Source organism: Isoptericola sp. NPDC056573, assembly GCF_042793335.1.
GTDB lineage: Bacteria > Actinomycetota > Actinomycetes > Actinomycetales > Cellulomonadaceae > Isoptericola.
On sequence record NZ_JBHTUY010000004.1, the window covers coordinates 206,601 to 219,617 of the forward strand.

Here is a 13,017-nt window from a genome sequence, read left to right on the forward strand (position 1 = left end):
GGAGGGTGCGTGCCGCCCGTCCCCCGGCGTGAGGCGACCACCGGGGCACGTCGCTAGTGTCGCCCCATGTTCGACGGCTTCCGGCTGGACAGGGTGGACCTTCCCGAGGTGACGGTGCGGGTGCGGCACGGCGGCACGGGAACGCCGGTGGTGCTGCTGCACGGGCACCCCCGGACCCACACGACGTGGCACGCCGTCGCGCCTCTGCTCACGCAGCAGCACACCGTGGTCTGCCCTGACCTCCGCGGCTACGGGAGGTCGACCCTGCCGCCCGACGCGCCCGACCACGCGCAGTCCAGCAAGCGGGCGATGGCCCGGGACGTCGTCGACCTGATGTCCGCCCTGGGCCACGACAGCTTCGCCGTGGTGGGCCACGACCGCGGGTCGCTGGTCGCCTTCCGCACCGCCATGGACCACCCGCAGCGGGTCACGCACCTCGTCGTCATGGACGGGCTGCCCGTCGTCGAGCACCTGGAGCGGACGGACGCGCGGTTCGCCCGCGCCTGGTGGCACTGGTGGTTCCTCGCCCAGGACGAGAAGCCCGCCGAGCGCGTCATCGACGCCGACCCCGACGCCTGGTACCGCACGCCACCGCCGGAGGTCATCGGGCCCGGGAACCATGCCGACGTGTGGGACGCGCTGCGGGACCCCGCCGTCGTGCACGGGATGTGCGAGGACTATCGCGCGGGGCTCGGCATCGACCGACGCCACGACGAGGACGACCGCGCGGCGGGGCGACGGGTGGGATGCCCGACGCTCCTGCTCGAGTCGACCGAGGACGACCTGGACATCCACGGCGACCCCGCCGCCATCTGGGAGCCGTGGCTCGACCGGCCGCTGCGGCACCGCCTCATCCGGTCCGGCCACCACCAGGCCGAGGAGGCTCCCGGCGAGGTGGCCGCCGCCCTGCGGGAGTTCCTCGCCCCCGCGTGACCCGGCGGTCGCTCTGGCGCCTCCTGATGGTCGGCGTGCCCGCCCGAGGCGCGCGCATCGACCCCTCGCGCGACGATGTCCGCATGGCACGCGCGTCGTCGAGCAAGCCGCAGACCGTCACGGTCGACGACCGCCGCCTGCAGCTGACGAACCTGGACAAGGTGTACTACCCGGCCACGGGGACGACGAAGGGCGAGGTGCTGCAGTACCTCGCCCAGGTGGCACCGGCGCTGCTGCGGCACGCGGCGTACCGCCCCGCGACGCGCAAGCGGTGGCCGGACGGCGTCGCCGGGCAGATGTTCTTCCAGAAGAACCTGGACGCGTCGACGCCGTCGTGGGTGCCGCGGCGCTCGATCAAGCACCGCACGTCGACCAACGACTACGTGCTGGTCAACGACCTCGCCACGCTGACGTGGCTGGGTCAGACGGCCACCCTCGAGATCCACGTGCCGCAGTGGCGGTTCGGCCGCACGGGCACGCCGATGCCCCCGGACCGTCTGGTCCTCGACCTCGACCCGGGGCCGGGCGCGGGCCTGGCCGAGTGCGCCGAGGTCGCGCGGCTGGCGCGCGACATCCTGCGCGGCATGGACCTCGACCCGCTGCCCGTGACCAGCGGCTCCAAGGGCATCCACCTGTACGCGGCGCTGGTCGGTCACGACGACTCCCTCACCGCGGACGCCGTCTCGGCGGTGGCGCACGAGCTCGCGCGCCACCTGGAATCGGAGCACCCGGACCTCGTCGTCAGCGACATGAAGAAGTCGCTGCGCGCGGGCAAGGTGCTCGTCGACTGGTCGCAGAACAACGGCGCCAAGACCACCATCGCGCCGTACTCGCTGCGGGGCCGCGACGAGCCGACCGTCGCCGCGCCGCGCACCTGGGACGAGCTCGACGACCCCGACCTGCGCCACCTCACCTTCACGGAGGTGGTCGAGCGCCTGGAGCGCGACGGCGACCTCCTGGAGCCCCTGGCGGCCGGGCACCTGGCCCAGCTCGAGCCCACGCCGGAGCGCATGGCGACGTTCGAGCGCACGCCGGCCGAGAAGCTCGAGACGTATCGCGCCAAGCGCGACCCCGAGAAGACCCCGGAGCCGTTCGGCCCCGAGAGCCCGGACCCCCGCGACGGCGCGCCGACCTTCGTCGTCCAGGAGCACCACGCCCGCCGCCTGCACTGGGACTTCCGGCTGGAGCACGAGGGCGTCCTGGTGAGCTGGGCCCTGCCGAAGGGCGAGCCCACCGACCCGAAGCAGAACCACCTGGCCGTGCAGACCGAGGACCACCCGCTCGAGTACGGCGCGTTCGAGGGCAGCATCCCCGCGGGCGAGTACGGCGGCGGCGAGGTGACGATCTGGGACGCCGGCACCTACGACCTGGAGAAGTGGCGCGAGGACGAGGTGATCGCCGTCCTGCACAGCGAGCGGCGCGGCTCACGACGTCTCGCCCTCATCCGCACCGGCGGGCGCGGCGGCGACGACCAGAACTCGTGGCTGATCCACCGCACGAAGGCACAGCCCGGGGACGAGGACGACGGCGCGGGCGACGGCGCGGACGACGGTGGAGACGACGGCGGTGACGCGGACGACGCCCCCGCGGGACGGTCGCCGGCCCCCGGCCGCGCGCCTGACGACGACGCGCCGCCCGAGACGCCGCGCCCGATGCTCGCGACGACGGCGCCACCGGGCGAGCTCGCGCGGCTGGACCCGGACGACTGGGCGTTCGAGGTCAAGTGGGACGGCTTCCGCGCGGTGGTCGAGGTGCTCCATGGCGGCACGGACGGCGACGACGAGCGCGCCGTGCGGCTCACGTCCCGCTCGGGGCAGGACCTCACGGTGACGTTCCCGGAGCTGCGGGCGGTCGCGGAGATGGTCGCGGACGACGACCTGCCGCTGGCGCTGGACGGCGAGATCGTCGCCCTCGACGCGGACGGGCGCCCGTCGTTCCGCCGCCTCCAGCAGCGGGCGGGCCTCACCCGGCCGCGCGACGTCGAGAAGGCGCGCCGCGCGGTCGGGGTCGACCTGGTGCTGTTCGACGTGCTGGTCGTGGGCGGGCGCGCGGTGACCGACCGGCCGTACACCGAGCGCCGCGCGGAGCTGGCGCGGGTCGTGACGCCGCGCCGCCCGGTGCACGTGCCCGACGCCCTGGACGGCACGCTCGACGAGGCGCTGGAGACCAGCCGTCTCATGCGGCTCGAGGGGGTGGTGGCCAAGCGGCGCCGGTCGTCGTACACGCCGGGCCGCCGCTCGCGCGACTGGCTAAAGATCAAGCACGCCCGCACCCAGGAGGTGGTGGTCGTGGGCTGGCGCCCGCTGCATGCCGGGACGGGTCGGGAGGACGCGCGGGTGGCCGGGTCGCTGCTGCTGGCGGTGCCGGACGACGGCGGCGTGCTGCGCTACGTGGGCAAGGTCGGCACGGGGTTCAAGGAGGCGGAGCGGCGCGAGGTGGTCCGGCGCCTGCGGCCCGTGGACGACGCGCCGCTCGACGGCGTGCCCCGCACCGAGGCGGTGCACGCGCGGTGGGCCGCGCCCGAGCGGGTGGCCGAGGTGACGTACGGCGACTGGACGAGCGACCCCGCCGTCCTCGGCGCGACCGACGGCGCGGACGACGAGGGTCCGCGGCTGCGGCACTCGGTGTGGCGCGGGTGGCGCGACGACAAGCGCCCGGACCAGGTCGGCGTCGAGAGCTGACTCGTCAGCGCACCGTCTGTCCCCGCAGCGCGTGCGCGACGGCGGCCGCCCGCGACTCGACGCCGAGCTTGGCGTACACGTGCGCGAGGTGGGTCTTGACGGTCGCCTCGGAGATGAACAGCCGGCGGCCGAGCTCGCGGTTGCTCAGCCCCTGGGCGAGCAGCGTGAGCAGCTCCGCCTCCCGCGGGGTGAGCGCGCTGCCGGGGTTCTGCGCCTGCTGCATCAGCCGGGACGCGACGGGCGGGGAGAGCACGCTGCGCCCGACGACGGCGCCGCGCACGGCGGCGAAGATCTCGGCGGGCGGGGCGTCCTTGAGCACGTAGCCGATGGCGCCGGCGTCGACGACGCGCACCACGTCGGCGTCGGTGTCGTAGGCGCTGAACACGAGCACCGGGACGTCGGGGTGGGCGGCCCTGATGCGGCGGGTGGCGGCCACGCCGTCCTCCGCCGCGCCGAGCTCGAGGTCCATGACGACGAGCGCGGGCGCGAGCCGTGCCACGGCGTCGAGGGCCTCGTCGGCGGTGCCCGCCTCGCCCACGACGGTGAGGTCCGGCTGCGAGTCGAGCAGGGCGCGCAGCCCGGCGCGCACCACGTGGTGGTCGTCCACGAGCAGCACGGTGATCGGGTCGCTCATGCGTCCTCCTGGTCGTCCGGTCCGGTCGCCGGCGGCCCTCCCGCGACGGGCAGCTGCACCCCGACGACGGTCCCCTCGCCCGGCGCGCTCTCCACCGTGATCGTGCCACCGAGCTGCTCCACCCGCTGGCGCATGGCGCGCAGCCCGAACCCGCCGTCCGGCCCGGCGGCGCGGGAGCTCACCGCGGCGACGTCGAAGCCGCGACCGTCGTCGAACACGTCGAGCGCGACGGCGTCGGGCAGGTAGGTGAGGGTGAGCCCGAGCCGCGCGGGGCCGGCGTGCCGGTGCACGTTCGCGACCGCGCTCTGGGCGATCCGCGCGAGCGCGTGCGCGACCTCCGGCCCCACCGGCACGCGGTCACCGACCACCGTGAGCTCGGCGTCGGGGACGTGCCGCCGGGCCGCGGTCCGGACCGCCGCCTCCACGTCGGCGGGCGCGACCCCGCCGGTCGCCGGGGACGGGTCGACGAGGTCGTGCACGAGGTCGCGCGTCTGGCCGAGGCTGGCGCGCACGGCGACGGCGGCCTGCCGGGCGTCGTCGCGCGCGGCGTCGGGGTCGGCGTCCCAGCGCTGGTCGGCGGCCTCGAGGCGCAGCACCGCCGACGACAGCGACTGGGCCACGGTGTCGTGGATCTCCCGCGCCACGCGCTCGCGCTCGGCCAGGACGGCGACCTCGTGCTGGAGCCGCCCGCGCTCGCCCGCCTGCCGCACGATCGCGTCGTAGGCGAGGCTGAGCAGCACCGCCACGACGAGCGGAGCCACGGCGGCCGCCCAGTCGCTGCGGCCGGACAGGTCGAAGAGCGCCACGCCCGTGACGACCGCGACCGCGCCGACGAGGACGTGCGCCGTGGGCACCGGCACGAGGCTGCGGCACACGAAGAACAAGGGGATCGCCGACCACGCGAAGCTCGGCGCGACCAGCACCAGCGCGGACCACGCCACGAGCAGCACGGCCAGCACGCCGTGGACGACGGCGCCCGGCCCGGCCCCGCCGGACCGGCGGGCGAGCAGCACGAGGCCCGCGTACGCGACGGCGACCGCCAGCAGCAGCGCGACCACGAGCCACCACTGGCCGTCGAGGCCGTGGTTGGTGAGGTAGCGCGCCGCCGACGTCACGACGAGCGCGGCGAAGGCGAGGTGCACCCCGCGGGTGAGGGATCCGGGCACGGACGACCACGCTAGCCGCGCACGACGCGTCCGCACCTCATCCGTTCGGACGATCCCCCGCGCCCCGGACGCCCGATGCGGCGGCGCGACGCGGCCGACGAGCCTGGGCCGATGACCTCACCCCCGACCTCGCCCACGGCGCCGACGACGACACCGACGACGAGGCCGACCACGACACCGACGGCGTCAGGCCCGGCGCTCCTGGGTCGCGGCGCGGCTGGTGGCGAGGTGCTCGCGCGCCAGCCGGGCCGCGGTCTCGCCGTCGCCGTCCCGGACGGCGTCGAGGAGCTCGCGGTGCTCGTCGGCGATCGCCTGCAGGTCGAGGTGCTGCCCGAGCAGCCAGCGCACCCGGCTGGCGATCACGAGGTGCAGCTCGACGAGCACCGGGTTCCCGGCGGCCACGACGACGCGCTCGTGGAAGTCGGCCCCGGCGCGCCGGGCCGTGGGGCCGTCGCCCGCGCGGGCGGCGGCGTCCTCCCGCTGCCACGCCTCGGTCAGGCCGGCGAGCTGCTCCACCGACCGGCGCGTCGCCGCGAGCCGGAAGTGCAGCGGGTCCGTGGCCTCCCGCACCTCGTGCAGGTGGTCCACGTCGGCGTCGCTGAACTCGCGGACCACCGCCCAGGTGCGCGGCCGCGGCGTGACCAGCCCCTCCGCGACGAGCGTGCGCAGCGCGTCCCGCACGGGGATGCGGCTCACGCCCAGCTCGGCGGCCAGGTCGCGTTCGACCAGCCGGCTGCCGGGCTCCCGGGACCCCTCCACGATCTGCTCGCGGACGACGCGCGCCACCCGCACGGACTCGGGCTCGAAGGGGGCCGAGAGCTCGGAGGACATGCGCACATCCTGCCAGCCAGCCGGAGGAGAATATGGCATACCATCTGATCGTGACCCCCGCCCGCCGCACGCGCCGCCCGGCCCGTGCCGCAGGGGCCCTCGCGGTCGCCACCACCCTGCTCGCCCTCGGCGCCTGTGCGGCTCCGCAGCCGCCCGCGGGCACGACGACACCGGGCCCGCCACAGAGCCCGACACAGGGCCCGACACAGAGCCCGACGCAGAGCCCGACGCAGAGCCCGACACCAAGCCCGGGCACGTCGGCCGCACCGACGCCGTCGGCCGAGGCCGCTCCAACCCAGCTGCTGCTGGCCACGCAGGCCGAGCGCGACACGCTCGCGGTGGTCGACCCGGCGGTCCGCCGGGGCAGCGCCGTCGTCGACGAGATCACCGTCGGCACCGCGCCGTGGGACGTCGCCGTGGACGAGGGCTCCCGCCGCGCCTTCGTCTCCACCGCCGAGGGTGTCGCGGTCGTGGACCTCGACACCCGCGAGCGCACGGACCTGTTCGCGTACGAGCACGCGACCACGCGCCTCGCGCACGGCGAGTACCGTCGCGGCGGCCTCGGGCTGGCGGTGTCCCCCGACGGCGAGCGCGTGCACGTCGCGGTGAGCACGGGGGACGCGGCGTTCCTCGAGACGCTCGACGCCGACACGGGCGAGGTCGTCTCCTCCGTGCCGGTGGGCCTGCGCCCGTTCGACGTCCTCGTGGGCGACGACGGCGACGAGGTGTACACGGTCGACCACGACGGGTTCACCGTCACGGTCGTCGACCCGGAGCGCGAGCGCGCCCGCGCCATCGAGGTGGCGCCGTTCGGCCGCGAGGGCGGCCTCGCGTCGTTCGAGAAGCCGCACTACGCCGTCCTCGACGACGACGGCGACCTGCTGCTGCCCTACCAGGGCCGGGCCCTGGCGCGCGTCGATCCCGGCACCGGCGACGTCACGACCACCGACCTGACCGCCGACTCCCACCAGCACGGCGTGGCCCGCGCCGACGACGGCACCCTCGTGATCGCCGGCAACGGCCCGTTCGGCAACGCCGGGTCGGGCCCGAGCATCGAGGTGGTCGGGCCGGACGGCGCCGACGTCGTGCTCCCGACCGACCGCCGGCACGAGACGGTCACGGTGTGGCGCGGACCCGACGGGGAGGCGTACGGCGTGCTCGCCGGCGGCTACACCCAGCAGGAGGCCTGGGACGGCGCGACCGTCGTCCCGCTCGCGGCGGCGCTCGACGGCGCCGACGAGAGCTACGAGATCACCATCCCCGGACGACCGCAGGCGGTCGTCCCCTTCGAGGAGGACCGCCCATGACCAGCAGCCCCGACGTCACCGTGATCCGCAACGTGCGCCCCTGGGGCGGCGACGCCGCCGACCTGCACGTGGCGGACGGCGCGATCACCGCCGTCGTGCCGCACGACGCGACCGCGGCGCCCGCCGAGGGCGCGATGGACGGGGAGGTCGACGGGCGCGGCCTGCTGGCCCTGCCGGGGCTGGTCAACGCGCACGCGCACGTCGACAAGTCGTGGTGGGGCAAGCCGTGGGTGAGCTACGGCGGCGAGCCGGGCGTCCGCGCGCGCATCGCGCACGAGCGCGCGCACCGCGACGAGCTCGGCATCCCCGGCGTGGACGTCACGCTGGCGGTGCTGCGCGAGTCGGTCCGCACCGGCACGACGGCGGTGCGCACGCACGTGGACGTCGACCTCGGCGTGGGCCTGCGCGGCATCGAGGTGGTGCGCGAGGCGGTCGCGGCGCTCGGCGGCGCCGTGCACGCGGAGATCGTCGCCTTCCCGCAGGACGGCGTGCTGCGGCGCCCCGGGGTCCTGGAGCTGCTGGACCGGGCGGCGGCCGCGGGCGCCGAGCACGTCGGCGGCCTCGACCCCGCGTCGATCGACCGCGACCCGGTGGGGCAGCTCGACGGGCTGTTCGCGATCGCCGAGGAGCGCGGCGTCGGCGTCGACGTGCACCTGCACGACGGGGGCGAGCTCGGCGCGTTCCAGATCGAGCTGATGATCGACCGCACCCTGCGGGCCGGGCTGCAGGGCAGGGTCAACGTGGCGCACGGCTTCGCCGTCGGCCAGCTCGCCGGGTCGCGCCAGGCCGACCTGATCGCGGCCATGGCCGAGGCCGGGATCACCATGACCACGGTGGCGCCGATCGGCGCCGCTCCCCTGCCGCTGCTGGCGCTGCGCGAGGCCGGTGTCCCCGTCGGCCTGGGCACCGACGGCATCCGCGACCTGTGGTCCCCGTACGGCACGGGCGACCTGCTCGCGCTGACCACGCAGCTCGCCCGGCTGTCGGGCCTGCGGTACGACGGGGAGCTCGTCACCGCCGCCCGCGTCGCGTCCGCGGACGCCGCCCGGTTCGTGGGCCGCGAGGTCCACGACCTCGTGGCGGGCGCGCCGGCCGACGTGGTGCTCGTCGACGCCGAGAACGTGCCCGACGCCGTGGTGCGCGCGCCGGCCCGGGCGCTCGTCGTCGCGGGCGGCCGGGTGGTCGCCCGCGACGGCGAGGTGCTCGTCTGACCGGCTCGCGTCAGACGGCCGCGGCCTGGCCTGTGAGGTCGTCGGCGGTCGCCACGACGACGCCGTACGCGTCGGCGACCGTCGCGAGCGCGGCCCGGTGGAGCTGTTCCGCGGGCACCGGCGCGACGGCGCTGGCGAGCGACCGGGTGGCGCACGCCTCCGCGACCACGGTGGGCCGGTTGCCCCGCAGGGCCGCTCCCTGGGACGTGAACGCGACGCACATGTGCGTCATGAAGCCCACCACCACGACGTCGACATGGCCGGCCGCGTCCACCAGGTCGCCGAGCCCGGTGCCGCGGAACGAGTCCGGGGCGGTCTTCGTCACCACGGCCTCGCCGGGCGCGGGCGCGACCCGCGGGTGGATCTGGCCCAGGTCGGTGGCGAGGTCGTACGGCGAGCCGGCGCCGCCGTCGTGCTGCACGTGGATCACCGTGGCACCCGCCGCGCGGGCGCGGGCCAGCAGGTCCGCGGCGGCGTCGAGGGCCGGCGCCCAGCCGTCCAGCTCCATGACGCCGCGCGTGTAGGTGTTCTGGTAGTCGACCAGGATCACGGTCGCCTCGGCGAGGTCCGCAGGGGTCGGGTCGGCGCCGCTGAGCTCGCGCAGGGTGGTGCTGGTCATGGTGTCCTTCCGCAGGAGGTCGAGGGATCGGGCGCCGAGGTGGCGGCACGCTCCCCACGCTACGAACCGGCGTACGGTGTCGGCAATGTCATGCAACCCGCAGATTCGGACATCCCCATGATCGAACGGCTCGTCGTGGTCACCCTCTTCGACGGTGTCGACCTGCTCGACGTCACCGGACCGGCCGAGGTCTTCGCGCTGCTGGCGCGCGAGCTCGACGGCCCGACCGGCTACGAGGTGGTGCTCGCCGCGGAGACCACCGACCCCGTGACCACGTCGGCGGGCGTCCGCGTGCTGCCCGACGCCACGTTCGACGACCTGGCCGGCCGGCGGGTCGACACCCTGGTCGTGCCGGGCGCGGTCCGGGTCGACGCCGAGCGGCACGTCCGCGCCGTCGTGGACCCCGCGCTCGTGCCGCGCGTGCAGGCGCTGGCCGACGGCGCCCGCCGGGTGGCGTCGGTCTGCGTGGGGGCGCACGTCCTCGCCGAGGCGGGCCTGCTGGAGGGCCGCCGGGTCACGACGCACTGGTCCACGGCGCGGCAGCTCGCCGCCGAGCACCCGGGCGTCCGGGTCGACGCCGACCCGATCTTCGTGCGCGACGGCGACGTGTGGACCGGCGCCGGGCTCACGGCGTGCCTCGACCTGACGCTGGCGCTGGTCGCCGCCGACCACGGCCAGGAGCTCGCGCTGCGCGTGGCCCGGCAGCTCGTGATGTTCCTCAAGCGGCCGGGCGGGCAGAGCCAGTTCTCGGTCGCCACGGACCCCCGCGCGACCACCCGGCGCGTGGACGACCTGCGTCATCACGTCCTGCGGAACGTCGCCGCCCCGCTGACCGTCGCGGAGCTCGCCGAGCGGGCGCACGTCAGCGCGCGGCAGCTCACCCGGCTGTTCAAGACCGAGCTGGGCACCACGCCGGCGGCCTACGTCGAGTCGGTCCGCGTCGAGGCGGCGCGGCAGCGGCTCGAGACCTCCGACGACACCCTGGAGCGCGTGGCGACCGCCTGCGGCTTCGGCACGACCGACACGCTGACCCGCGCGTTCCGGCGCCGGCTCGACACCACGCCCGCGCAGCACCGGGCCCGGTTCCGCCTCGCGGGCTGACGCCCCCGGCGGCCGCCGACAGCCGCGTCAGCGCCATCGCTCGAGCAGCCGGGCGACCGTCTCCCCCGCGCGGTCCAGCACTCGGTCCGTGCCCGACGAGGCCGCGGTGAGGAGGGCGGCGTCGACCAGGTGCGCCACGAGGTCGACGTCGCGCGGGTCCTCGCACGCCCCCTCGAACCCCGAGGCCTGCAGCACCGTGCGGGCGGCACCGAGCAAGCGGGGTCGCGAGCGCCGCATGATCGGCTGCAGCGCCGGGTCGCGCATCGCGGTCATCATCGGGTCGAGCCGGCGGGCCACGACGGTGTCGTCGACGTGGGGCGCGTACAGGACCTCGATCAGGAGCCGCGCCGCCGTCGCCGCGGACCGCCGCCGGTGCGGCAGCGCCTCGGCCGCGGCCTGGGCCGCGGCGCCGCGGACGTCCTCGGCGGCCTCCACCGCGGCCGCGACGAGCGCCGCGCTGGTCGGGAAGTAGTACGACGCCGAGCCCTGCGGCAGGCGGGCGGCCTCGGCGACGCGGCGGTGCGTGACGGCGTCGAACCCCTCGTCGATGAGCAGCGTCGCCGCGGCCTCGACCATCCGGCGCTGCTTGTCGGCGCCACGCCCCTGGACCATGCGGCGCCGCCGCGGCCGGTCGTCCTCCGTCACGCCGCCCATCGTAGGCGCGGCACGGTGACGGCGCCGGAATAACCTATACGCGCGTATGGTTTAGCCGATCGACAGACCGCCGCCGGGCGGCCCGGACCGAGGAGATGAAGAGCAGTGAACCTGATGGCCGCGGATGGCCTCGTGATCGACTGGGCGCAGATGCCCACTTACAACACCGTGATGTCCGTCGCCGTGGGCGCCGGCCTGATCCTGCTCGTGTGGCTCGGCCGTGACCTGCTGCGCGCGCCCGGGAAGGTCGTGGCCGAGGGCTGGTCGCTCGCGTTCGGCGTGCTCGGCCTGATCCTCACGGCCACCGGGCTGCACATGACGCTCACCTGGCCGCTGGCGGCCGGCGGCTTCCCCTTCGACAACATCATCTTCGGCGAGACCAGCCTCGCGTTCGGCGTGCTGCTGCTCGCCGCGGCCTTCTACCTGTGGACGCGCGGCAAGGAGGCGCTGGCCCGCGAGGACGTCGCCGACCACCTGCGCGCCGTCGCCCGCCCGGTCTCCGTGTTCGTGCTCGGCATGGGCCTCGGCCTGGTCGCCATCGCGATCGCCGGCGTCACGTACCAGCTCTTCGCCGCCCCGCCCCAGGAGCCGATCTCGGGCGCCTTCGCCGCCTACCCGCTCGTCGAGGCGATCTTCATGTCCGGCCTCATCGCGCTCGTCGGACTCGGCGCGATCCTCTTCCCGCTCGCCCTGCGCGACGGCGCCGGTCACGGCCTGCGCGTCGTCATCGGCTGGGCCTGGGGCCTCGCCGGGCTCGCGTTCCTGCTGTTCGGCGCGATGAACTTCTTCACCCACATCGGGCTGATCGTCAACACCATGGGCTGACGCCGTCGCAGCACGGCAGGGCCGGCACGGGCCGGGTCGCGGGAAGTCTCGCGGCCCGGCCTCTGTTGTGCCGGGCATGCGAGCCATCACCTACTCCCGCTTCGGCGGTGCCGACGTCCTCGAGCTCACCGACCAGCCCGACCCGCACCCCGGGGCGGACGTCGTCGTCGTGCGGGTGCGCGCCGCCTCCGTCAACCCCGTCGACTGGAAGGTCCGCCAGGGCTACCTGGACGGCCTGTTCGACACCCAGTTCCCCGTCGTCCCGGGCTGGGACGTGGCGGGCGTCGTCGAACAGGTGGGCCTCGACACCCCCGAGTACCAGGTGGGCGACGAGGTGTACGGGTACGTCCGCAAGGACTGGGTGCACGGCGGCACGTTCGCCGAGCTCGTCGCCGCGCCCGTGCGCACGCTGGCGCGCAAGCCCGCGTCGCTGACGTTCGAGGAGGCGGCGGCCGTGCCGCTCGCGGGGCTCTCGGCCTACCAGTCGGTCCTGCGGTCCGGCGTGCGGGAGGGCCAGACGGTGCTGGTGCACGCGGCGGCCGGCGGCGTCGGCGCCTTCGCCGTGCAGATCGCGCGCAGCCTCGGCGCACGCGTGATCGGCACCGCGAGCGAGGCCAACCACGACTTCCTGCGCGACCTGGGCGCCGAGCCCGTCACGTACGGCGACGGGCTCGCCGAGCGCGTCCGCGCCCTCGCCCCGGACGGCGTCGACGTCGCCCTCGACTACGTGGGCGGCGACGCCGTCGCGACCAGCGCCGCGGTGCTCGTCCCGGGCGGCACGATCACGTCCATCACGGACGCGACGGCGCGCACGGAGCACGGCGGGCACTACGTGTGGGTGCGCCCGTCCAGCGCCGACCTCGAGGCGCTCGGGGCGCTGATCGACGCCGGCAAGGTCGCGGTCGAGGTCGGTCAGGTCTTCGACCTCGCCGACGCCGCCGACGCCCACCGCGCCTCCGAGACCGGGCACGGTCGCGGCAAGATCGTGGTGCGCGTCTGACCGTGCGCCCGAGCGCGCGCCCGACCGTGGTGCAGGCCGGGGCCGCACGCGGCAC

General features: G+C 75.8%; 12 protein-coding genes. 7 read left to right on the forward strand and 5 right to left on the reverse strand.

All coding sequences use genetic code 11. The annotated features are described in order from the left end of the window. The first annotated feature begins 66 nt into the window (after positions 1–66). Together ACFQ8E_RS08425 and ACFQ8E_RS08430 are read left to right on the forward strand one after the other, a co-directional pair. Positions 67–933: an alpha/beta fold hydrolase gene (locus ACFQ8E_RS08425; RefSeq protein WP_430550120.1), complete on the forward strand. Its 867-nt coding sequence runs from the start codon at positions 67–69 to the stop codon at positions 931–933. Positions 934–1,016: 83 nt separating this feature from the next. Then, positions 1,017–3,614: an ATP-dependent DNA ligase gene (locus tag ACFQ8E_RS08430; RefSeq protein ID WP_430550121.1), complete on the forward strand. Its 2,598-nt coding sequence runs from the start codon at positions 1,017–1,019 to the stop codon at positions 3,612–3,614. 4 nt (positions 3,615–3,618) lie between these two features. Here ACFQ8E_RS08430 and ACFQ8E_RS08435 read toward each other — a convergent pair whose 3' ends face one another. From ACFQ8E_RS08435 to ACFQ8E_RS08445, 3 genes are all read right to left on the reverse strand, one after another. Then, on the reverse strand, positions 3,619–4,248 hold the full coding sequence (locus ACFQ8E_RS08435) for a response regulator (protein WP_430550122.1): 630 nt from the start codon (positions 4,246–4,248) through the stop codon (positions 3,619–3,621). Next, the gene (locus ACFQ8E_RS08440; protein ID WP_430550123.1) at positions 4,245–5,414 is read right to left on the reverse strand and encodes a sensor histidine kinase; all 1,170 of its coding nucleotides are present in this window, start codon (positions 5,412–5,414) and stop codon (positions 4,245–4,247) included. The genes ACFQ8E_RS08435 and ACFQ8E_RS08440 overlap by 4 nt, the downstream gene beginning before the upstream one ends. Positions 5,415–5,600: 186 nt before the next feature. Beyond that, entirely contained in the window at positions 5,601–6,245 is a 645-nt protein-coding gene (locus ACFQ8E_RS08445; RefSeq protein WP_430550124.1) for a GntR family transcriptional regulator, read from the reverse strand. A 50-nt stretch (positions 6,246–6,295) separates the two neighbouring features. Between ACFQ8E_RS08445 and ACFQ8E_RS08450 the strand changes: the two genes are divergently transcribed. Both ACFQ8E_RS08450 and ACFQ8E_RS08455 read left to right on the forward strand, forming a co-directional pair. Continuing rightward, positions 6,296–7,552 (forward strand): YncE family protein, encoded by a 1,257-nt coding sequence (locus ACFQ8E_RS08450; protein ID WP_430550125.1) that lies wholly within the window; start codon positions 6,296–6,298, stop codon positions 7,550–7,552. Beyond that, positions 7,549–8,763 (forward strand): amidohydrolase, encoded by a 1,215-nt coding sequence (locus ACFQ8E_RS08455; protein WP_430550126.1) that lies wholly within the window; start codon positions 7,549–7,551, stop codon positions 8,761–8,763. Before ACFQ8E_RS08450 ends, ACFQ8E_RS08455 begins: the two co-directional genes overlap by 4 nt. Before the next feature lie 10 nt (positions 8,764–8,773). Here the strand turns inward: ACFQ8E_RS08455 and ACFQ8E_RS08460 are convergent, their stop codons facing one another. After that, positions 8,774–9,382, reverse strand: coding sequence for an isochorismatase family protein (locus ACFQ8E_RS08460; RefSeq protein ID WP_430550127.1), 609 nt, complete (start codon positions 9,380–9,382; stop codon positions 8,774–8,776). 90 nt (positions 9,383–9,472) lie between these two features. Between ACFQ8E_RS08460 and ACFQ8E_RS08465 the strand changes: the two genes are divergently transcribed. Further along, a complete protein-coding gene (locus ACFQ8E_RS08465; RefSeq protein ID WP_430550128.1) occupies positions 9,473–10,483 on the forward strand; it encodes a GlxA family transcriptional regulator in 1,011 nt (336 codons plus the stop codon). 27 nt (positions 10,484–10,510) lie between these two features. On the opposite strand, the gene ACFQ8E_RS08470 is transcribed toward ACFQ8E_RS08465, so the two are convergent. After that, positions 10,511–11,128, reverse strand: a complete 618-nt coding sequence (locus tag ACFQ8E_RS08470) for a TetR/AcrR family transcriptional regulator (protein ID WP_430550129.1) — start codon at positions 11,126–11,128, stop codon at positions 10,511–10,513. A 123-nt stretch (positions 11,129–11,251) separates the two neighbouring features. Between ACFQ8E_RS08470 and ACFQ8E_RS08475 the strand changes: the two genes are divergently transcribed. After that, positions 11,252–11,962, forward strand: a complete 711-nt coding sequence (locus ACFQ8E_RS08475) for a DUF981 domain-containing protein (RefSeq protein WP_430550130.1) — start codon at positions 11,252–11,254, stop codon at positions 11,960–11,962. Positions 11,963–12,038: 76 nt separating this feature from the next. Continuing rightward, on the forward strand, positions 12,039–12,962 hold the full coding sequence (locus ACFQ8E_RS08480) for an NADP-dependent oxidoreductase (protein ID WP_430550131.1): 924 nt from the start codon (positions 12,039–12,041) through the stop codon (positions 12,960–12,962). Positions 12,963–13,017 lie beyond the last annotated feature (55 nt).